This window comes from Mesorhizobium sp. M0239, assembly GCF_040321815.1.
Classification (GTDB): domain Bacteria; phylum Pseudomonadota; class Alphaproteobacteria; order Rhizobiales; family Rhizobiaceae; genus Mesorhizobium.
In genome coordinates, this window is sequence record NZ_JAMYSG010000056.1 from 1 (window position 1) to 20,562 (window position 20,562).

Here is a 20,562-nt window from a genome sequence, read left to right on the forward strand (position 1 = left end):
TTGCGGAAGTCGACCGGCTTCGTCGCCACCATGACCTTGACCGCACCCGTTGGCCCGATCACGACGTCGCCTTCAGCGCGCGGATTACAGCGGCCACCGTCCTGGTGTCGGCGCCACGGCCGACCCGCATGGCGACGCCGTCTATCTCCAGCTCGATCACACCGGCGTCTCGGGCGGCTTTCTGCTTCCGCCGCCGGCTTGCCGCCGGTTTAGGCCTCGGCGCTGCAATCACCGCCGCAACAAACAACGATTCCGGTGCCGGCGCTTCCGCCAACGGCTGACGAGCGGCCCGACGCCAGGCGAACAGCTGCTGCGGGGACAAAGCGTATCGCCGCGCCACCGCGCTAACGGTCGCGCCGGCTTCGTAGCTTTCCGCCACGATCCGAGCCTTCTCCTTCGGCAGCCATTCGCGCCGCCGACCGGAGCCCGTGAACACCTCGAACCGGCGCGCGGGCTCGTGATCGCTGGATTTAAGCGTAAGCTCTGAAATCGTCATGTGTCGAAGCCCTCAAAGGCTCCGAACATCGTCCTTCACGCCGATCACCGAAAGGTGCCGTGGGGACATCGCTTACGATGCAGTCGAGGAACATACGAATAGTGTACCGGTTCTCAGCTCGCACGGGCGTCGCATTGGGTTCACGATTTCCGTGGTGGCCGTCTTAAAATAAGAGGCCCGCTCCGGGGCTGACTTCAGGCGCGACCGTCCTCCGGTATGCGTTCGGGTTAAATCAGCACCTTCAAGCCCATCCGACGACCACGGGTTATCGCGGGGGCCGCGAGCGGCTGCGCATGGCTTCGTCGGCGAGCAGCTCGATTGTCGGGAGCGCGCCGCCGATGCGGTCAAGACCCAGCATTGTTTTGCCAGGTCGTGACTACTTACCGCCAACAAGCAGCTCCAATAGGGGTGCCAACGTGGGCCGCTTATCGAGCTCCTCGACGAACTCCCCAATTAACTCGAGCTGTTGGTCGGAGAACGGCAACATGGACGTTTCGGCGCAAGCTTTGAGCTTACGGATGCCGTCGGTGAGCGAAGCCGGATTGTCCGGATGTCCGAATGGCCGATCAATCCGAATGAAATGTTCCGCGCCGCTTTTTAGCTTGACGGTAACTGCTGTCGGCGAATTTTGATACAGACCGTGAGTACGATCGATTTCTGGATCAACTTCGATCTTCGTCGCAGCCATGATCCGGCGAACGGCCGGATTCTCAAGTGCTTCTGGACTGAAATCGCTAATTGCTACTCTGCCGTGTTGCGCCGCGACAGCGGTGACGTAAGGCAGACTGAAGCGCGCGACGACCGGGTCCTTTGGGTTCCACTTTTGGTCGCGCGGCTGTACCACATAACTCTCCGCGACGAGATGGTTCACCCCGAGTTCAAGTGAAGCAATGTCCTCCCCGCTGAAGCGATGCTTGTCGCGCAATTGCTTCAGTCCATCGATCCCCGGATGCATAGCCCTGCAGGCCGGCCAAGCTTTAAAGCTGATGTAAGTGTTCACGTAGTCGTCACCTAGTTTCTCGATCAGCAAATCGAGATCGTAGTCAGGTTCGAAGGCCCTGTAGAAGCCACACTTGCCGAAGAACGGCTCCCGCGGGCCGTTGAAACCCACCATAGCTGACAGTGCCGATTCCAACCCCGAGCGAGCTCGCAATCCTTGTTGCAGCGACACAGTGTGCGCGCCTTCTTCATACATCTGTACTTCCCCGGCAGCGTGGGCGTAAGCGATGCCGAATGCATTGCGGGTTTTCTCTTCGTCCAACCGCAGCAACTTGGTGCTAACTGCGGTTGTGCCCCAGACAGCGACCATATTGTCGCGGCCGGTTTTCAAAGAGTGACTCGTCACGCTACGCGCGAGACGCATGTGCAGATCCATAGCTGTCGCTAGTGCGACCAGCAGTTCGCTTCCAGTAATAGAAGGATCGCGTTCCGCGAGCGCCAGCGCCGGCGGCACATTGTAAGCGCTTGCGTGGCAGCCGTTGATACAAAGCTCGTAGGTATCATCAAAGTCGATAGCTCTAGCCGTGGTGGCGTTGACAAGTACCGCCAAGCAGGCAGGAAGCTTTTCTCCAGAAACCCAGACGGTGCATTCTGCCTTGCCACCGGACAAGGCGCCCAGTCGACGAGCGAAGTGCGCGATCTGGTCATCCGATCCGCCGATCGCGCTGGCAAGCGTGTCGAGAATGGAGAGTTTCGCGCGTTCGATTGCCTCCTTAGGCATTATCTCACTACGAGAATCGAGAACGTGCCTAATGAGTTGCGTCGTCACATCCATCGCCAAACCTCCCAATTGGATAAATTACTAGCAAATGTTGGGACCGCTCCGCCCCTGAGTCTGGAGTTGAGATCGCCATGGATGAGTTGCCCCATCGGCTTTGATTGGCCCAATAGCAGTTTGTTCTGCATATCTCTTCCTCTGGAAACTGGTGGCGCAGCTGCCCACATCGCTTTAAAGCATTTGCTATCCGCGGCCACCTAAGGATCGAGCAGTTTAGTTTCGCTTGAATTTAACAGTCCAGTGCCGGATGAGGCTGTTCACCGTTTCGCTCTGGTCGATCTGGACCTCATGCCCTGCATTGGCCAGCAGGTGGAAATCCGAATTCTTGATCAGCTTTGCCAGCTTTGCACCGCGGTCAGGCGGCACTGTGGCATCGTTCTTAGACCAGATAATCAATGTCTTGGCCGGGAGCCGATCAAGGTGCGGGAAAATATGGGTTTGCTGCAGCACAACATAGAGACGAAGATTGGTTTCTTCTTCGGGCAGGTTCTGAAGCATCTCGTATTGTCCGCGTGCCGCCGCCCGCCGATAAGCCTCTCGCTTGGCGTCTTCCACATCCCGCCCGTAGGCGCGGGTGTTTTTCCGCCATGCGGCGATGTAGTCCTCTTCGCTCGGCATCGGGCCGGAATTGTCGTATGTTTCCGTGTAGGCCTGCCACCAAGTTTCGTCACGATCATCCCCAAAGGCCGGAGACACAGAGCTGGCCGTCAGCAATACAAGCCCCGAAACAAGATCGGGACGCAGGATCGCGACCCGCGCGGCGACAAATGACCCTTCTGAATGGCCGACGAGCGTGATCTGCTTCAACCCAAGCGCTTCGATGAAGCCAATCACGTGGTCTACACGACCAAGGCGGTTTACGAATTTTCGATCGGCGGGATAATCGGTACCGCCGCACTGGAGTTGATCTACCGCGATGACCTTGAACTGATCGGATAGCTCGTTGAGCTGCCTTACAAAGGAGTTCTTTCCGTCTGCGCCGAGGCCGGCACCGTGCAGAAACACAATAGGGTCGCCATTTCCGCTCTCATAGTAGGTGGTGCTGACACCACCTACTAAGACGCTACGTTCTGAGATCATCCGTTTCCTCGGCGTAAGACTAGCCGCAGGCCTTTGATGCTATGCGGGAACTTGCACGCTACCAGCGAGCGCCCTAACCCTAGAAAGACCCAAGTGGCACTGCTGCGCAAAGTTTCACTTGTCGCGCAGAAAAACGGCGTTTTTGGTCCGTTGCGAGCGCTGTCCCTCTGCTGCACAGGGCAAAAGGAAGGTCAGTAGTGCTTTGGCAGGCGCTTCCAATCGTTTGAATGGGCGGCCTGGCGATCTGCTAATGCTGGTTGCGGGCACTGCAGCATCCCAGGGATATGTGCGTCAAGTTCTGCAAAAAGGGGCGGCCATGGTAGTGGTCATGCGGATTGGCGTAGAGCAAGCTTCCTGTGCTCGCACAGATCACGGCCAGCGCCCTGACCAGGCGCAGGCAGCTTTGGGCGTTGGGAAAGATGCGCACGACATAGGTGCGTCGGCGGATTTCCTCGTTGAGGCGTTCGAGGATGTTGCTGGACTTCAGGTGCTGTGGTGGTGGCGCGGCAGGCAAAAGAAGGTCGGCGTGCGTTCGATGGTCTCCTCCACCCATGTCGCCATGTTTGCGCGGCAGATGATCGAGCGCGTTCCTGAGGAAGTGCACGTAGGCGTGTTGAAGAAGTCCTTTCCCGCTGATTCAATTGATCAATCGTTGATCCGGTGGAGGATTCTCGATGCTGGGCCGGAAAGAACGAGATCAACTCGAATTGTCATGTCCGGCTCGCTGCGACAGCTCATCCCTGGTGATCATATCCTGGCCGAGGTCGATCGTGTGTGCTTGATCTGTCGCGGCCGCGCCGCGAGGTGGCGGATCTCCATTGCGACGACAACGGCCGTCCGGAAGACCCCGAGGTTGCGGTCCGTCTAATGCTTGCAGGTTTCCTGCTTGGGATCGTCCTCGATCGCCGGCTGACGCGCGAGGCCCAAGTCAACATCGCCACTCCGGTGGTTCGTCGGCGATGGTCTGCATGAAGCACTTCCCGATCCTTTGGCCTACAGACCTATGCGGCTCAAGGTTGTGGCCTGAGACAGCGGTTACTCCTCAGCTCACTTCGTCACGGACAAAGACGATGCTCTTTGTGCCTTGGTAACTACGCACCCCCCTTCTTGCCCTCTCCTTCAGTCTACCAGGTCCGAAAGGTCCGAAAGGCTCTCACCACTTTTTTCGATCCATCGAAGCATTCAATCTGCTGGGCGAGGGAAGCTCACCCCCAGAATTCGGCCACGGTCGGGGCACTCTCCGGCGCCCCGCGGTTTGGATGTTCGCGCCTTGGCACAGCCGACCCGGAGATCGCAGAGGCATAACAGATATATGAAATCGGTATGAGCGAGACTTCGCAGAAGTTGAGCTAATATTAGCAAAATCGTGCAGTTTTCCTGCGGGGAGGCCCTTGTGTTGCATACACCGTCACCAGACTTGGACCGAATTGATCGGAAACTCCTCATTGCCGTACAGCGCAACAATCGCCTTACCACGGAGGAATTGGGCGAACTTGCAGGCCTTTCGGCAACCGCATGTCAGCGGCGATTGAAGCGACTTCGAGACGCGCGTGTGATTCAGGCAGATGTTGCTGTAATCTCGCCAGAAGCGATCGGTAGGCCCATGCTCATGCTAGCCTCTATCACTCTAGAGCGTGATCGCGCTGATATCATAGATCGTTTCAAACAAGCGATTCGGCGCACGCCCGAGATTATGAACGGATATTACGTGACAGGTGAGGCCGATTTTGTTCTCGCAATTTCTGTGCGTGACATGGTTGAGTACGAGGCATTTACCCGTCGCTTTTTTCATGACAACCCCGATATTAAGGGCTTTAAGACGATGGTCGTAATGGACCGAATTAAGGCGTCATTGGCTCTGCCAATTGAAGAGTAGAATGGAAGCTCCCGTCGCGCAGCTGTGATATCCGAAGACACTCGATGGTTCGGCACAACATAGTGGATTGTAAGTAGCTGCGCCGTAGGCGATATAAAAGTCAGCTTACACTACGGTCTGTCCGGTCTATACTGCTCAGGTCATCCAATAGTTGGTCGATGAACTCGTCCGCTAGAGCCTTTCACGTTTTGATGGAAGCGTAGCCGGCGTTTGCGAAGTAGTTGTTGCATTCGGTTGCCTCGATCGTTTCAACGAGGTGGCCGATGTGGCGCCAAGTGTCCTCGACGGTACGTTTCTGAGCTTGGCGCATCCAGTGTTTGATTTTGGCAAAGGCCTGCTCGATCGGATTGAGGTCTGGGGAGTAGGGCGGTAGGTACCAAAGCCTGGCGCCGGCCGCCTTGATCATCTGCCTGATGGCCGCCGACTTATGACTTCCCAGATTGATGGGGTTGTCTAATCGCCGCTGGGACGTCAAGCATGTAATTGCGTCGAGACGGACGCTGCCGGGTTGTTGTCTAATCGCCGCTGGGACGTCAAGCATGTAATTGCGTCGAGACGGACGCTGCCGGGTTGTCTAATCGCCGCTGGGACGTCAAGCATGTAATTGCGTCGAGACGGACGCTGCCGGGTGCATGGTTGTCTTCGCGGTCGACATCAGTCGCCGCATGATGGAGCTCCGCGGACGAGCCTTCAATGTGGACGACGCACTTTGCTGAGACAGCGGTGCAACCCCATCAGCGGAATGGCTCGGCTCACGTCCCGGCAGGGACGTCTCAGGCGCTCAGACCCTGAACGCTATTCGCAAGATTTCATGCTGTGGCGCCTGCATTTCGATCAAAGAACTCACCGGTCTTGAGCATCGAATGCATTATCACCGCCAGTTTGCGCGCCACAGCCACGGCAGCTCGTTTGAAGCCAACCCTCTCCCGGAGCTTGAGGCCCCACGTGCGCAGGCTGCTGTCGATCGAGCTGCGTGTCAGGATGACCGCCGCAGCCTCATAGAGAAGTCCCCGCAAATGTCGATCGCCGCGTCGGGATATATGGCCGTCATAATCGACTTCTCCCGATTGGTAGCGGCGAGTTGTCAGGCCGATCCAAGCGGCAACAGAGCGGGACTTCTTGAAGTTGCCCGGATCTTCAATGGCAGTGGCGAAAGAGGTTGCGGTAATGGCGCCGATGCCGGGGATCGACATGAGTATGCGGCATGCTTGGCTTTGACGTGCATCTGCGACAAGCTGGCGCCCAAGCTCGGCGGCACGGATGCGAATGCTGCGCCAGGCTTCCACCATCGGTAGGACGACAGGAGCAAGCTCGCTCTGATCGATAAGAAGGCTCCGGACATTCTTTTCGAATGTAGTTCCCTTACCGGCGGGAACGAGCAAGCCGAATGTTTTCATGATCCCTCGGATCTGGTTGGAAAGCTCGACGGTGATCCGGACCAGCCGAGTGCGTGCTGCCACGAGCGTGCGGGTCAACATACTGTCGAAGCCTTTCACGCGCACCTCGCGAAAGAATCCTGCTTCAGCAAGACGCGCCAAACCATCGGCGTCATTCGCATCCGTCTTGTTCGCCGCCATATCGAGAGCGGCTTTGGCATGGCGCGCATCGATGCAGATGGCTGGCAATCCCTCGGCGCGCAGCGCATGATAGAACCAAACTGACAGCGGGCCGGTTTCGAACACGACGCGCTTTGCGGCCGGCGCCCGCTTGCGGACAAGCTCGGCAATGATCCTGGGATCAGATGCGCACTTCCCGCGCCAGATCCGTTCGCCTTCACGGCGGATCGACACTGCCGTCTCTTTCATCGACACGTCGAGACCGATATGTTCTTCCATGGCTGTTCTCCGTTGATGCTGGGCCCGGCGTCCAGTCGTGAGCCCGTATTTCATCTTATCGGGGAACAGCCACCCTCCAAGGCTATGATCGGTTCCAGGGCGCGTCGCTCCCGCGATTACCCCATGTGGACGCCCCCTGACGGCATCGCTGTGCCAAAGTGGTGTCGTTGATCATCACTTGAACGGAGGCGTCCATGTCGGAAGTTAGCATGATCGGGTTGGATCTAGCGAAGAACGTGTTCCAGGTGCACGGTGCAGATGCATCGGGAGCTATCCTGTTTAGAAAGAAGCTTCGCCGCGATCAGATGCTTAAATTCTTAATGCGCAGCCGGCTTGCACGGTTGCCATGGAGGCCTGCGGCAGCAGCCATTACTGGGCGCGGGAGATCACGAAGCTGGGACATAACGTCCGGCTGATCGCTCCGGGCTACGTCAAGCCTTTCGTGAAGAGGCAGAAGAACGATGCCGCCGATGCGGAGGCGATCTGCGAAGCTGCGCAACGGCCGACGATGCGTTTTGTGGCAGCCAAGAGTGAGGAACAACAGGCTGCGGCGATGGTGTTTCGCGCTCGCGATCTTCTGGTGCGCCAGCGGACCCAGACCATCAATGCGATACGTGGCCATCTTGCCGAATTCGGGCTGGTGGCCGCGCAGGGCCTTTTCCATGTGGCCAAGCTTGTACGGCGATCGAGGATCATGGCTCCGCCATCCCAGAGGCCGCCCGTCCGATCCTGTGTCTGTTCGTGGAACAGTTGCGCTCGCTGGATGAGAGGGTGGCTGTGCTCGACCGCGAGATCGCCCGGCGCGCCAGGGAGGACGCGGAATCGAAACGACTGATGACTATCCCGGGGATAGGATCGATCACCGCGACTGCTCTCGCCGCTCTGGCTCCGTCGGCTCAGACCTTCAAAAGGGGGCGTGATTTTGCGGCCTGGCTGGGGCTCACTCCGTTGCAGCGTTCCACGGGCGGGAAGCAGAAGCTTGGCGAGACGTCCCGCATGGGCGAACGAACTCTGCGCCGCCTGCTCATTATAGGGGCCAGCGCTGCCGTGCGCTGGGCGATGCGGAAGGGGAAATCTGCGGACCCATGGCTCATGCGCATGCTGGACCGTAAGCCGCCCATGTTGGTGATCGTCGCGCTTGCCAACAAGACGGCACGCATCGTCTGGGCATTGATGGCGAAAGGCGGAACCTATCGGGCTCCGGCCGTGGCGGGTTAGTTCCGCTCGGCCGGAAGGCCTCGAAAGTGTGAGAAGGTCAAACGGAGAGTATGGCGCAACGGTCAACGAGACGGGATCGGGAAAACCAGATCATGGATACGTGCCTTGAGCACGCGAGATTGAATTGGACCCGCTCCGCGAACTCCCATACGGGCCCGCGGCATGTGGAACGCCGCATCAGAGGCCGGACACATGTCAGCACCCGACCACGCTCCTCATTCTTCATATAAGATTCTTCTTGCGCTGACGGGGGCGTCCACACATCCATGACGACGATGTCGCCGGGTTTCAGCACGGTGATGAGCTGCTGCTCGACATAGGCGCGGAAGCATTGGCCGTTGATTGGCCCGTCGAAGACGCAAGGTGCCGCGAGCCTATCGCAGCGCAGCGCGCCGAGGAAGGTCAGCGTGCGCCAGTGGCCGTGCGGGGCCAAGCCGCGCAGCCGTTCGCCCTTCGGCCCCCAACCGCGCAGCGGAGCCATGTTGGTCTTGATCCAGGTCTCGTCGATGAAGACCAGATGCTGCGGATCGAGGCCGGCCTGCCAAGAGCGCCATCGCTGACGCCTGCGGGCAATATCAGCGCGCGCCTGCTCAAGGGCGAACAGCGTTTTTTTTGAAGCTCGGGCCCTCGCGCCTCAAGAACATCCAGACCGCGTTGTGCGAGACCTTGACCCCGCGTGCGGCCAACTCATCCTTCAGACCATGCAGTGTCAGATGCGGCGTCTCACGCACACGCGCCTCGATGAAGGCACGGTGCGGCTCCAGCACCCTCTTGCGATGTCCGCCCATCTTGCCAGGCGCAACCGAGCCAGTCGCCCGATGGCGCTGCAACAACTTCACCGCCGCCGAAACCGAAATGCCGAACCGTTTCGCGGCCGACCGGCGGCTCTCGCCACCCAAAACCGCCGCTACAACACGTTCGCGAAGATCATCCGAAAGAGGTCGCGTCATCCGATGCTGGCCTCCACTCCAGCCAGCATCTTGAATCACAAAACCGACTGATCCGGAATCCCCTTCGATTCCGTCAAATCAGGAACCGCTCTAGTGACAAATTCGCCTGACCAGCGCCCGAGTTCGACGTAACGTCGAACCATCTCCTCAAGGAATGAGATGATGTGCCGTGCGGCAGCTGGCAGTATCGTTCCATATGCGGTTGTCAGCGCCAACTCAAAGCTCAGCGAAGAACCCTCGATCGCTGCGACCGACAGATTCCGGCCTTCGAGATCTTCCCACAGGCACGCGCGAGTGAAAATCCCGTAACCTTCATCCAGCGCAATCATTCGTTTAATGAGGGCTATAGAATCGATCTCGTACTTGAATGTCAGTTCCACCTTTTGCTCGCTTGCGGCTGCCTCCAGACGTCGCCGCGTGTAACTCGGCGGCGCCGGAATAATCAGCGGAAGGCCCTCCAATTCAGGCAATAAGACGCTCTCACCGAAGGGCCAATTTTTTCTTGATCCAACCAAATAGACCTTTTCTTTGAAGAGGAATTCGGGGCTGAGATGACGATAACTATCAACGTCGTAGGCGAAGCCTAGATCGATCTGTTTGCTCTGGATCCAGTTCGCGGTTTGATAGGTGAACCCCTCAAACAATTTCAGTTTGACACGGGGGAATTTTTCACGGCAGCCCAAAATAAGCTCAGCCATGAAGGCGGGACCAAGGTTGGGCAAAACTCCCACGCGAATGGCACCGGAGGGACTCCCTTCATCGATACGGGCTTGAAGGCAGGCATTTTCTAGTCGCAGCAAGGCATTCGCAACTTCATCACGGAGCTTGGCGCCCGTTTCCGTCAACGTCACTCCGCGGCCATCGCGAATGAACAATTGCGCCCCGAGCGTTTCCTCCAGGCGGCGCATTTGCCTCGACAACGCGGGTTGCGCTATGCGCAACTCGACCGCAGCTCGGCTGATGCTGCCAAGTTCGGACACTCGGATGAAATGCCTGAGGGCGCGAAGCTCGATCTGATTATCCACGTGTTCGGCCCGCAACTTGAGACGACTTGGCACCCCGATCAGACGTGTCAGCTCTGAACCTTGCCCAAGCATCAACGTCGAAACTAAGCTACTACGGCACCGCCCCGCAATAGGCCCACCCAAGTTGGCTCCGCGCTCGCATGACTGGTCTTTAAGCGAGAAATGAAAGAGTAATTCCAGGGCGGTGTGTCACATTCCGTGAGGCTCCCCGCAGCGTTTGCAAAACCCTCGGCACACTACCCGTAGCCAGCCATTCCAAATCGGTTCGCATAAATACACACAATCTTCACGACCGCAAATCGCCGACGATCGTACCTTTTCACTTCTGAGGTCAGGGACAGCCGAACGGGCTGATGCCGATTTTTTGCTCCTGCGGGTCGCAGGGACACGACGTAGGAGCGTAGGAGACAGCCAATGCCAAGAAGAGCGCTCATCCTGATCGAAGGTCACAGCTGTAATGGTCCACTGTACGTCCAAGCGGCTCAGCGTCTTGGTCTTCATCCAATTACACTGTCGGCTGATCCGACCCAGTACGAATATCTTGCAGAGGAAAACCTCGAGACGATCTGTGTCGATACAGACAATCTCGATAAGCTAGTCCATGAATGTTTGCGGCTGCAGGCTACGTTTGGCATAGCCGGCATTACTGGCTTTGCGGGCGACGACGAGTCGGTTTCTGCGACAGTTGGTAAGCTCTGCCGGTATTTTGATCTACCGGGACCCAAACCAGAGTCGATCGAACAATGCTATGACAAATTCGTTCAACGTCAGCTTCTCGCGGAGGCCGGCGTTGCAATACCTGCTTACCGCGTGGCCGAGAATGCGACGGACGTAGAAAGCTCCGCTTCGGAGATCAGCCTGCCGGTGATTGTGAAGCCAACCGTAGGCAGTGGCAGCATGGGTGTCCGATTGTGCCGCAGCACCGATGAGTTGGCCGAACATACGGCTTATCTATTGGACCGGAAGTACAAATGGCGCTCTCCGCCCAGGGTCCTGGTGGAAGAATTCGCAGAAGGCCCTGCATATTTTTCTGCAGTAATGGGACATGAGGTCGTTGGGATTGGGCCACAGACTTCGATCCGCCACCGCATTTCGTGTACCGAGCGTGCACTGTTCCGGCAGTGCTGACTAATGAGGAGCATGAGCGCATCGTCGATGTTTCGCTGAGCTGTTTGGCAGCTCTCGGCCTTGACTGGGGACCAAAAAGTATTGAACTGCGGTGGACCACACGTGGCCCGGTCGTCATTGAAGTCAATCCGCGTCTTAGTGGTGCGCCCACTCCGAAACTGATTAAGCTGGCTTGCGGTGTCGATCTCGTTACCGAGCACATCAAGCTTGTCGTCGGCGATGAACTGGACTTACAAAAAAGGGAATCGCAGATTGCGTGGGCGGTTTCTTGTTGCTGACAGCGATGGCACCCTTGATTGGATTGATGGCGCCAGCCAGGCAGCTGCTATAACAGGTGTGGCCGAGGTCAGATTGTATGTTAAGGCTAAGGCGCCGATTGTCAGGAAAGGCGATTACCGAGACTGCATCGGACATGTCGTCGCCGCTTCACCCGGCCATGCTCAGACGGAAGCGATAGTGCAGCGTGCCGTCGCCTCAGTCGATTGGTCGATAACACCGACCGTTAAAGGCATAGGAGCGGCGGTACGAGATTCTTCGAGACCCCGCCCGGCGAGCAAGCGCAGGTCGACTTTGCCCACATGTCGTCACGCCTTCAATGAGATGCGCGGCCACAATCAAGGTGGAGTGCTCCCGAGCAACTCTGCCGTTGCCTCACCTGGATGTTCCCCGTGGTCGCGACCCGTCACTGTCATTGCCTGGAAGGCCGCCGCTGCTGACGAAGTTTGCCGAACACCATCTCATGAGCCTTTTCCTTTAGCCATATTTTTACGCGACGTTGCAGTGTGCGCAGAAGTAGACTGGCATCTTTCCCCGGGTATTCCGACTGCAGCCGCGCCAGCAACTTCCCGGCTCGTTTGCCACGGCCCTTCTTCAAACCAGCCACGTGGCTCGTGGGTGACCCCTGCAAATGGGTCAGGACGCCGCCGTTCCCGCTTCTGTTTTGTTTTCGGCTTCGCAGTAGGTCGTATTTCGCCCTCTCTCCACGCGGTTAGCAAGCTTGAGAGGAACTGATCGAGCGCCGGCTCGGACACCGCGGAATCTGATGTGGACAAACGATCAGCTATGACCACAAGGCGCTGTCGTGCGGCTCGCATGTCGCTCAGCAGCCTGACAGGATCCAGCTGCGCTGAGATCTGCGCCAGCTTCGCGCGAACGGACGCCGGTGTCTGCGGATTTCCCATCAGCCGCTGACAGGGTATTGCCGGAAGGTGGTAATGTTTGCGCACCCCTGCGCCGTCACGCGCCTTTTCCGAAGAAGTTCACGAACAGCCGAACCGTCGAATAGAGCTGTGCTGTGCAACGGCCGTAGCGGCTTCAAGCCCTCCAGCGACGATATCCGACAATGCGGCGCACCTGCGCGCCGTTCTTCTGTTCGACGAACGCCTGATCTTCTTGCGGTAAGGGCGGCATCGGGTGAACTCGATTCCGGCATCTAGACAGTAGTCGCGATCGTCTCGTTCAGGATCACGCTGTCATTGTCCGTCTCGAAACCGAGAAGCTGGAATGGCAGGAACCACCGTAAGTCCGTCAGCACCTCGCTCAACAGCTTCTGCTCACGCACCAGCAAGGGCGCGCTCGCGATGTCAGTAACACGAAAGCGTTTGTATGAAGCTTGCATGCGCCGTCGGTCCGCTATGCGCCACCAGTCGGCCTCGATGAAGGTGGGCGGAGGATCCTGCCAGTCGGAGAAGGTTCGGATCGGAACGCTGCGCCGGAGCGCGGCTGTGCTGCGACGGCGTCCCGGCCCACCAGCGATGTCTCGAACCTCCCGAAGGCGCGATCGGATCGTGGCCCCGCTCATCGCTAATAACCCGGTGCGGATCTCGGCTGTTAGATGAACATGCCCATGACGCTCCATCGCCTCGACCAGGATCGGAATCAACGTCTTCAGACGGCTTGCGGCCCGAAGCCTCCCAGAGGGTCGAGGTCCCGAACGAGCCGCCGGCGAACCGTTGCGAAGCAGCCGCATTGCCTGCTTGCGATGAAAGCCACTCACGGCAACAAACTCATCGAGAATCCGCGCCTTTTCCGCACGGCCGCACTCAATATAGCGCTGCCTTACCGCACCCACCAATTCATCGCGAGTCGCCATGCTTACACGCCTCATCTGATCTGCTCCTGCCACACCACCGCCGGGAGCAGATCAGATGAGGCAACGACTTACTATTCAGGAGCAATTCAGACGAGGTAATGCGTCGTCTCATCCTGATCGTCGGGCTGTAACGTGAAGAAGTTGCGAAACAGCGATAAAGCCGCGGCCGGGAAGGCCGAGCGTGCCTACGAACTGTTGGTTCGGCGTTGGCGGCCACGCGGGCCGAAGCGGCGCACGGACAGGCGAAGCCAATAAGCAAAACACGCGAACCCTTAAGTTTTGAGCTCGTGTTCTATTTCTCGCGTCCAACGCCAATGCCTGCACTTCAATATTCTCACTGATCCCGCGCAGTTGGGCACGGCGCACTACATTGCACTCTACCCTTGAGCCGGAAAGACCGACTTAATCTCGAGGAATGCTGCGAGCCCCTCAGGTCCGAGTTCCCGACCAAGGCCGCTTCCCTTGACACCGCCGAATGGCGCGTCGATGTGAAGTGCGTAACGGTTGATGCCGACAACACCAGCCTCCACTCGGCGCGCAATCGCCATGCCCCGCTCAGGGTCGGACGTGAACACCGCACCGCCCAGGCCATATGTCGTGCCGTTGCAAATCGCGAGCGCCTCCTCCTCGTCGTGGTACGGGATCACTGACACCACCGGCCCGAAGATTTCCTCCTGGGCGATACGCATAGATGTGTCGACGTCACGGAAGACCGTTGGCTCGACGTAATATCCGACGTCAAGTCCCCGCGGACGGCCACCGCCGGTAACGATCTTCGCTCCCTGTGCGCGTCCAGTTGCAATGTACTCCTCGACGCGAGCACGCTGCCGCTTCGCCACCAATGGTCCGACCTGGGTCGCTTGATTGAGCGGGTGGCCCACGATTAACCCAGCCATCTTGCTTGCAATTCCCTCGACGACCTCGTCGTAGCGTGCGCGCGGAGCAAGGACCCGGGTCAGGGCATGACAGATTTGACCACTGAACGGGATGCACGCCGGCGCAACCAAGGGAAGAAACGCATCAAGATCGACATCCTCGAGCAGCAGCGCCGCCGACTTGCCACCAAGCTCGAGTGTAACGCGTGCAAAGCGCTCGGCGCAGGTCAGTGCAACCTGGCGACCGGCGTGCGTTGAACCAGTAAATGACACTTTATCGACGCCCGGATGCGACGCAACCAATGCTCCTGTTTCGCGCCCACCGAACACGATGTTGACGACGCCGGGGGGAATGCCTGCCTCGTCTAGGGCTTCGGCGAGCAGGTAAGAGTCCAATGATGCTTCCGGTGAGGGTTTGATCACCGTCGTACAACCAGCGGCCAGTGCCGGTGCCAGCTTCCACGCGATTGCGCCCTGTGGTCCGTTCCACGGTACGATCAATCCAGCAACACCTACCGGCTCTCTCCGAATGACCGTTCGTAACCCGTGCCCGATGCGCTCGGACTCGACTTCGAACTGATCAGCAAGCTCGGCATAGTAGCGGTAGTATTTCGATGCGCCACTCCCATTCGATTGCACCGAGCTTGCCAGGGGCATCCCGATCTGCGCGGTGACAACCGCGCCTAGTTTCTCGGCGCGATCCTCGATTGCACGCGCGAGCCTGCGTAAATAATCGGCTCGCTCCGATGGCGGCAGCTGGGGCCACCCGGAGTTTCGGAACGCCGTACTTGCGGCATCCACGGCGGCGGAAACGTCGTCCTTGTCACCATTGGGAATCGTCGCAAATTTCCGCTCGTTCGCCGGGTTCACGACCGCAAACCGGGCCGACGAATGAGTCGGCCGGAGCTCGCCGTCGACATAGATATCGGCGTGCTCGCCAATCATAAAACCGGTTGCCGTGGTCATTGCTTTGCCTCTCGCCACATAAGTTGATCCTCCCAAAGGGCTCAATCAGTATTGTCCACTCAGCGCGCACTGCTACACATCGAGCTGGGGGCGGGAGCCGCTTCGACGCGGCTTTCTCCATGCTTCTTGTATCGCACCAATGCTGTAGCTAACGACTGACAGAGGTCCCGCCTCGGCAACTTTGAGAGCGACAAGGAACTTCAGCACCTCGTTGCGCCTCGCATAGGTTTCGATCACCAAGCTGCGCCAAAGAGCTTCCCGTGAGATTTGAACCGGCAATGAGTGGTGCTTTTGAAACACGAGCCGTATCAATTCTCGACCCCGCAGCGTTATGGGCTTGTCAGCCGACCAGGCGCCGCGAATGCAATGGACGACTCGCACCACCAGCCGATGAGTTGATTGCTGTGACACGAAGGCGGCCAAGCCGACCGACTGCTTCGGCGTCACTCCGGTCATTTTGATGGAATTCACACGCAAACGCATTCTGAAGCTCGATCGAGGCATTACGAGGAGCGGGTGATGCCCGCGACGGGTTCCAACGTGCGGCTGCTTACACCTCCAGAACTGCCAAACTCACCCGGTGCCAAAACCATGTCAGCGTTAAGGAACTAAGTGCCTCTCGCTCGCGCTGTTGACGCCGCGCGGCCCCACAATACCCGAGATTTGCCAACGCTATTTGTCACGCGTTATTCTGAGGGGACGCCTGTCTCAGGGCCATATGTCACGCAGCACTCTTGGAGTGGCAGCCTTGGCATCTTCGACCTCTGCCGCAGAGAGACGGTCCACAAACAGGGCGAAGACTAAGCGGGCAACCTCTTCCGGATTCACCGCCGGGTCGCGGTGGACGCCGACGTGAATCCGTTCGAGAAACGAATCCCGGTTTTCGGCTTTGCCGCGGCGGCGGGGACTCCAACCATCGTAGTAAAAACCGCGAAGCAAAGCGGGTAACCGTGCGCCTATGCAAACGGCGTGGTCGCGATCCAGGCAGTCGCGCAGAGCGTGCAGTGTCGCAATCAGGGCTTGGTAGACCTGCTCGCGATCGTGCCAGTGAAGTCTCCACATCAGATCGCTGATCCAATTCTGAGTTACCTGCAACGCGTTGTTGAAATCATGGCTCGCGCACATTGTGGTTTACTGACGCTTCCTATAGCCGAGCACTCACTGCAACTCACGCGCGCGTCCGGCGCCATCCCCCTTTACCCATATCGACTCGTAGTTGCGCAGCATCATTTCCGCGACACTGAACGTGTGCTTACCTTGCCGCGAAGTCAGGCGAGCGTCGATGTCGGGATAGATAAAGAAGGGAAGGGAAATTCGTTCGGCCGGACCACTGTGCACGACCTGATGTGGGGTGCTCTTGAACCGATCGTCGCTCAGGGCCTGAAGCATATCGCCCAGATTGATTACGACACTGTCAGGGAGGCTGGGCGCCGGCATCCAACGTCCGCCGAACCAGACCTGCAAAGAAGACGTGGGGAGTTCCTCCTGCGGCAGCAGCGTAAAGAAGCCGTTGTCCGTATGCTTAGCAGCCGCGCCGCCAGTAGACGGATACCGAATTACGCGTTGCAGGACTGTCGGCGTACTGAAATGGCGTCGGAACCACCCCTTCTCCATGTCGAGCAGGTCGGCCAGCGCCATCCCGAGCTGCGGTACAACCCGGTTAAGCACGGTAGCCTGCAAAGTAAGCAGGCTTCGAGCGAAACCAGGAGCCAACGCATCATCCGGAAGACGTGTGCGTCCGGCAAACGGACGCCGGTCGCCTTCATTCTCGATTCCGAGGTCGAACATCTCCTTTAGATCCGGACCGGCCTCGGGATGTAGCATTTCGCCACGCAATGGACTGTATCCACGCGCCGTAGCGGGGTACACGTCTTGAGAGGCGTGTCCGTAGCGTTCCTTTGTAGCCTGTGGCAACGCGAAGAAACGCCGCGAAGCGTCGATCGCTTCTGTGATCTGTTCTTTTGGGATTCCGTGCTCGACAAGGTAGAAGAATCCGTACTCCTCGGAAGCCATTCGTAAACGCTGCTGCTCTTCACTTCTGGTTGCGCCGGATGATAATTTTGCTAGCGATATCTGTGGTAGCGTGGTCATAGTCGCTCCTCTGTTGGTGCTTTGGCCTTATGGGCTCTTCGAACCCGGTAACTCGCATTCTTACCGCGACATATCTGCGGCGTTCACATTGTTTGCTGACGGGGGACGCCTCATGTCTCGTCATCACGGAATGCTTTCGATGATAAATTCCGTCGGGCGCGCCTCGCGAATTAGTTGCGACGCGAGCTGGTTCCCGCGAGCCAATCCGGGTCGACGAGTCTCAAGAGGCCGGCGCAGACCGTGAAGTGATGGTTAGCTCTCGGGTATTTGGAGCTGTCCAGCACTGCCGACAGCCTTGGCATCGCGGTGAACGCCCCTCTGCTAGGCTTTTCGACTTGCTGCAACCGGTATTTTTACAATTTTTAAAGATCTGCGTGAAGTCTCCCTCTCACAATACGGGTCATTGATACATTCAGAATAGCCTGTAGTTTTCGCTGTTCCAAATGTATACACGGTTTTATTGAAAGGCAATGCGATGTATAATAAAAATATGCGCTTTATTATTACAAATGTTTCATATATCTTAAACATTTCTGTAATTCACGTTTTCGTAATTCGGAAAATGCGGCTTTAGGAGAGCCTTACCTAAAAAGCCTAGGGGGCGGGCTGTCCGACGACATCCAAAGTTTGGTCGAAACTCCTTCGAATTTCACTTGGTCGGATGTTTTCACCATCGAGGAAGGAAAATTTCGACGGTGCGTGCCGTGAGCCGGCCTCTACCTCGCGGCGGGCGAAGCGCCAAGGCACGGAGTAATGATGATGCTCGATAGCAATGTGATGATCGAGCCGACCCGGCAACGCTTAAACTCAGCATGGATTGGGATCGGCAGCGGCTTGAGGTTCGGCGCGTCGATCTCCTCGCGCAGCTGGCGCCGGGGTTTTGCTGAACTGGCGAAGCACCCGTGTCTCGAGAAATCGGCGATGCACTCGGCGACCGCAGTGTTCACCTCGGCCAGACTGGAGAAAATCCGTACGCAAGCGGCCCAGAACCCAGCGTTCGAGAATACCGACGTAGGCCTCGATTTTCGCCTTATCCCGCGCCTTCTTCGGCCGCGCCGGGAGTGCCGCAATGGCGCGCCATGCCGGTATATCTGCGGTTGACCATCGGATCGAAGGGACACGCCTGGATAACCGCGACCCTCGCGTTATCGGGGACCAGAGATGGGCCACGCCGCCGAAGAAGGCGAAGGCACTATTGTGCGCTTCGATCCAATCAGCGAACTGCTCGGTCCACGTCGCGCAGGTAAATGACAAGCTCGATCCGCCGAGCACCGCAAACAGATCGTATCGCGCACCTTACCGCTCCGGCGGGCGACTACAACCCGCACCGTGTTGCCGGCGCAATCGACAAACATCTTCTCACCGCCCGCGTGGTGTGCTGCCGCATCGTCAGAGGCAGGCGGCCTTTCCAATGCCGAAACAAGCCACACTAGGATCGCCGTCCGTACCTCTTCATTCCTGACACCTATCGCCTTTGCCGGGGACAAAGACGAATGCCGCGAAAGCATCTTCAGTGCGTCGGCAATGCGGAACAGCATGCATCCACAGTCGTGGGAATGTATGTCTTTCAAGGAGGCGATCCGAGACGCACGGTGAGCGGCAGCGACGACAGCCACCTCTTGGGTCCTGTCTACGACGATGCATACTCACGGCATTGACGGGTTATCGAGCTCGATCCGCCTGCCTCCCGCCGCTCTCGACGATAAAGCTGTTAACTAGCTCTTCGCTACCCAGCCCCATCTTCTTTCAAAATCGCGTCAGCCATCTTCTCAGCCACCATGATCGTCGGAATATTTGTGTTGGCTCGGGGGCAGAATGGCATCACCGAAGCGTCGACGATCCTCAAGCCGGGAACGCCGCGAACGCGGCCCGATGGATCGGTCACGGCGGCAGGGTCTGAGGCTGCCCCCATCCTGCAGCTCGAAGTCGGGTGCCAATTGCCAGTCACGTTCTGGCGGACAAACCGATCCAGCAGCCCCTCGTCGTTAATCAGATCTGAAATGCTATGACCACCGGTTATGACGTGCCTGATGAGCCCACGTCGCATCCGCACAGAGCTATCCATGAGCAGCGCCAACACCGAGGTAAGCCCGTAGTTAATGCAATTGACCTTGCTAACCTGCTTCGCTCGTGCATTCCAAGCTGATGGGAAGGGGTCGAGCGCCACGGCCGACAGTGAATCTTGCTTCAGCAGCCGGGCGATAAAACGAAATCCCTGCTTCAATCGCGCGGCGTCCCGCTCATCGCTCAACCAGTTGAAGTCAACCTCCGGCGTGATTGCGTGTGAGCGATCCTTCAGGACGATGGTTCCTGTCGAATAAGAGCGGTTGACCCAAAAATAGAGGGAGCCGAGGCGTTTGCCGAGGGGGTGCCAGGCCGATTTGGCAACCGCCGAGATTGCCATATCGGTCAAAGGGCACCCGCTGTAGCCCGACGAGTAGCGAGCATGCATCTGAATGTGGCCGCTCACATGAGGTGCCATGCGATCGCCTGGTTTCAAATACGTCGAAACAGCGATCCCTGGATGTTCCTGAAGGCTCCGGCCCACACCTCTCAACTCTGTAACGACGGGAATACCGAGGTTTGTCAGTTGCTCGGCCGGACCTATCCCGGAGCGCATCAATATGGCGGGCGAATGGATGGCTCCGGCGCAGAGGACCACAGTCGAAGCGCGGTACGACTGTCGGCCCGAGTTGTTTTCCGTCTCGACACCCGTAATGGCGCGTCCTGAAAAAGTCAGCCGCACAACCGTCGTTTTCGACAAGATTTTCAAATTGGGCCGAGAGCGGACGCTCTCGGACAAGTAGGCCATCGCAGCAGAAACCCGGTGACCGTTGCGGTTTGTCAATGGAACAGTGGAGTATCCGTCACCAAAGGCACCATTGAAGTCCGACCTGAAATGAATACCCACGTTTTCATACGCTCTCGATACCGCTCGGGTAAAGCCGGACCAATCTGATTGCCGAACACGTTTTATCGGCAGGGGACCAGCCTTGCCGTGATATTCATCGTCGAAATCCAGATCGCATTCAAGACGACGGAAGTAGGGTAGAACTTCCTCCCAACCCCAGCCCGTTGCACCACTTGATGCCCATTCATCGTAATCTTCGGGGCCGCCGCGGTTCGCCACCTGGGCATTGATGCTGGAGCCGC

Annotated in this window: 14 protein-coding genes and 7 pseudogenes; 7 read left to right on the forward strand and 14 right to left on the reverse strand. The window is 58.1% G+C overall.

The window, feature by feature from the left end; translation table 11 throughout:
• Nucleotides 1-58 precede the first annotated feature (58 nt).
• The 4 genes and pseudogenes from tnpA to NKI99_RS33925 all read right to left on the reverse strand — a co-directional run.
• On the reverse strand, nucleotides 59-496 hold the full coding sequence (tnpA, locus tag NKI99_RS32555) for an IS66-like element accessory protein TnpA (RefSeq protein WP_352613541.1): 438 nt from the start codon (nucleotides 494-496) through the stop codon (nucleotides 59-61).
• Between the two features lie 376 nt (nucleotides 497-872).
• A complete protein-coding gene (locus NKI99_RS32560; RefSeq protein ID WP_352613543.1) occupies nucleotides 873-2,270 on the reverse strand; it encodes an MmgE/PrpD family protein in 1,398 nt (465 codons plus the stop codon).
• Nucleotides 2,271-2,486: 216 nt separating this feature from the next.
• Entirely contained in the window at nucleotides 2,487-3,353 is an 867-nt protein-coding gene (locus NKI99_RS32565) for an alpha/beta fold hydrolase (protein WP_352613545.1), read from the reverse strand.
• 326 nt (nucleotides 3,354-3,679) lie between these two features.
• Nucleotides 3,680-3,969, reverse strand: a pseudogene (locus NKI99_RS33925) (transposase); the annotation flags it as partial.
• A gap of 58 nt (nucleotides 3,970-4,027) precedes the next feature.
• Here NKI99_RS33925 and NKI99_RS32575 point away from each other — a divergent pair.
• Together NKI99_RS32575 and NKI99_RS32580 are read left to right on the forward strand one after the other, a co-directional pair.
• Nucleotides 4,028-4,338 (forward strand): annotated as a pseudogene (locus NKI99_RS32575) (transposase); the annotation flags it as partial.
• Between the two features lie 408 nt (nucleotides 4,339-4,746).
• Nucleotides 4,747-5,229 carry an Lrp/AsnC family transcriptional regulator gene (locus tag NKI99_RS32580; RefSeq protein WP_352613547.1) on the forward strand — a complete coding sequence of 161 codons (483 nt, stop codon included), beginning with the start codon at nucleotides 4,747-4,749 and terminating at the stop codon, nucleotides 5,227-5,229.
• 181 nt (nucleotides 5,230-5,410) lie between these two features.
• Here NKI99_RS32580 and NKI99_RS32585 read toward each other — a convergent pair.
• Nucleotides 5,411-5,671, reverse strand: a pseudogene (locus NKI99_RS32585) (transposase); the annotation flags it as partial.
• 367 nt (nucleotides 5,672-6,038) lie between these two features.
• Nucleotides 6,039-7,064 carry an IS110 family RNA-guided transposase gene (locus NKI99_RS32590; RefSeq protein WP_352613549.1) on the reverse strand — a complete coding sequence of 342 codons (1,026 nt, stop codon included), beginning with the start codon at nucleotides 7,062-7,064 and terminating at the stop codon, nucleotides 6,039-6,041.
• Nucleotides 7,065-7,258: 194 nt separating this feature from the next.
• Between NKI99_RS32590 and NKI99_RS32595 the strand changes: the two are divergent.
• A pseudogene (locus tag NKI99_RS32595) lies at nucleotides 7,259-8,282 on the forward strand (IS110 family RNA-guided transposase).
• A gap of 262 nt (nucleotides 8,283-8,544) precedes the next feature.
• On the opposite strand, the pseudogene NKI99_RS32600 reads toward NKI99_RS32595, so the two are convergent.
• Both NKI99_RS32600 and NKI99_RS32605 read right to left on the reverse strand, forming a co-directional pair.
• A pseudogene (locus tag NKI99_RS32600) lies at nucleotides 8,545-9,232 on the reverse strand (IS630 family transposase); the annotation flags it as partial.
• 35 nt (nucleotides 9,233-9,267) lie between these two features.
• The gene (locus NKI99_RS32605) at nucleotides 9,268-10,257 is read right to left on the reverse strand and encodes a LysR family transcriptional regulator (RefSeq protein ID WP_352613551.1); all 990 of its coding nucleotides are present in this window, start codon (nucleotides 10,255-10,257) and stop codon (nucleotides 9,268-9,270) included.
• Between the two features lie 414 nt (nucleotides 10,258-10,671).
• On the opposite strand from NKI99_RS32605, the gene NKI99_RS32610 reads away from it, so the two are divergent.
• The 3 genes and pseudogenes from NKI99_RS32610 to NKI99_RS32620 form a co-directional block, all read left to right on the forward strand.
• Nucleotides 10,672-11,385: an ATP-grasp domain-containing protein gene (locus NKI99_RS32610; RefSeq protein WP_352613553.1), complete on the forward strand. Its 714-nt coding sequence runs from the start codon at nucleotides 10,672-10,674 to the stop codon at nucleotides 11,383-11,385.
• Nucleotides 11,379-11,663, forward strand: coding sequence for an ATP-binding protein (locus NKI99_RS32615; RefSeq protein WP_352613564.1), 285 nt, complete (start codon nucleotides 11,379-11,381; stop codon nucleotides 11,661-11,663). Before NKI99_RS32610 ends, NKI99_RS32615 begins: the two co-directional genes overlap by 7 nt.
• Nucleotides 11,605-11,814 (forward strand): annotated as a pseudogene (locus tag NKI99_RS32620) (ATP-grasp domain-containing protein); the annotation flags it as partial. The gene NKI99_RS32615 and the pseudogene NKI99_RS32620, both read left to right, overlap by 59 nt.
• Nucleotides 11,815-12,073: 259 nt before the next feature.
• On the opposite strand, the pseudogene NKI99_RS32625 reads toward NKI99_RS32620, so the two are convergent.
• From NKI99_RS32625 to NKI99_RS32645, 5 genes and pseudogenes are all read right to left on the reverse strand, one after another.
• A pseudogene (locus NKI99_RS32625) lies at nucleotides 12,074-13,492 on the reverse strand (transposase).
• Nucleotides 13,493-13,854: 362 nt separating this feature from the next.
• Entirely contained in the window at nucleotides 13,855-15,318 is a 1,464-nt protein-coding gene (locus tag NKI99_RS32630) for an aldehyde dehydrogenase (RefSeq protein ID WP_352613555.1), read from the reverse strand.
• 72 nt (nucleotides 15,319-15,390) lie between these two features.
• Nucleotides 15,391-15,801, reverse strand: a complete 411-nt coding sequence (locus NKI99_RS32635) for a hypothetical protein (protein WP_352613556.1) — start codon at nucleotides 15,799-15,801, stop codon at nucleotides 15,391-15,393.
• A 225-nt stretch (nucleotides 15,802-16,026) separates the two neighbouring features.
• Entirely contained in the window at nucleotides 16,027-16,443 is a 417-nt protein-coding gene (locus NKI99_RS32640; RefSeq protein ID WP_352613558.1) for a DUF2267 domain-containing protein, read from the reverse strand.
• Nucleotides 16,444-16,476: 33 nt separating this feature from the next.
• A complete protein-coding gene (locus NKI99_RS32645; RefSeq protein ID WP_352613560.1) occupies nucleotides 16,477-17,409 on the reverse strand; it encodes an isopenicillin N synthase family dioxygenase in 933 nt (310 codons plus the stop codon).
• 753 nt (nucleotides 17,410-18,162) lie between these two features.
• Here NKI99_RS32645 and NKI99_RS32650 point away from each other — a divergent pair.
• Nucleotides 18,163-18,510, forward strand: a complete 348-nt coding sequence (locus NKI99_RS32650; protein WP_352613561.1) for a hypothetical protein — start codon at nucleotides 18,163-18,165, stop codon at nucleotides 18,508-18,510.
• Nucleotides 18,511-19,135: 625 nt separating this feature from the next.
• Here the strand turns inward: NKI99_RS32650 and NKI99_RS32655 are convergent.
• Nucleotides 19,136-20,562: GMC family oxidoreductase (locus NKI99_RS32655; protein ID WP_352613563.1), on the reverse strand; the 1,427-nt coding region annotated here is incomplete at its 5' end.

What these genes read in the sequence shown, in the direction of transcription:
- tnpA (WP_352613541.1), bottom strand. Translation starts at nt 496, where the DNA reads ATGACGATTTCAGAGCTTACGCTTAAATCCAGCGATCACGAGCCCGCG.
- NKI99_RS32560 (WP_352613543.1), bottom strand. Translation starts at nt 2,270, where the DNA reads ATGGATGTGACGACGCAACTCATTAGGCACGTTCTCGATTCTCGTAGT.
- NKI99_RS32565 (WP_352613545.1), bottom strand. Translation starts at nt 3,353, where the DNA reads ATGATCTCAGAACGTAGCGTCTTAGTAGGTGGTGTCAGCACCACCTAC.
- NKI99_RS32590 (WP_352613549.1), bottom strand. Translation starts at nt 7,064, where the DNA reads ATGGAAGAACATATCGGTCTCGACGTGTCGATGAAAGAGACGGCAGTG.
- NKI99_RS32610 (WP_352613553.1), top strand. Translation starts at nt 10,672, where the DNA reads ATGCCAAGAAGAGCGCTCATCCTGATCGAAGGTCACAGCTGTAATGGT.
- NKI99_RS32630 (WP_352613555.1), bottom strand. Translation starts at nt 15,318, where the DNA reads ATGACCACGGCAACCGGTTTTATGATTGGCGAGCACGCCGATATCTAT.
- NKI99_RS32635 (WP_352613556.1), bottom strand. Translation starts at nt 15,801, where the DNA reads ATGCGTTTGCGTGTGAATTCCATCAAAATGACCGGAGTGACGCCGAAG.
- NKI99_RS32640 (WP_352613558.1), bottom strand. Translation starts at nt 16,443, where the DNA reads ATGTGCGCGAGCCATGATTTCAACAACGCGTTGCAGGTAACTCAGAAT.
- NKI99_RS32645 (WP_352613560.1), bottom strand. Translation starts at nt 17,409, where the DNA reads ATGACCACGCTACCACAGATATCGCTAGCAAAATTATCATCCGGCGCA.
- NKI99_RS32650 (WP_352613561.1), top strand. Translation starts at nt 18,163, where the DNA reads ATGATGATGCTCGATAGCAATGTGATGATCGAGCCGACCCGGCAACGC.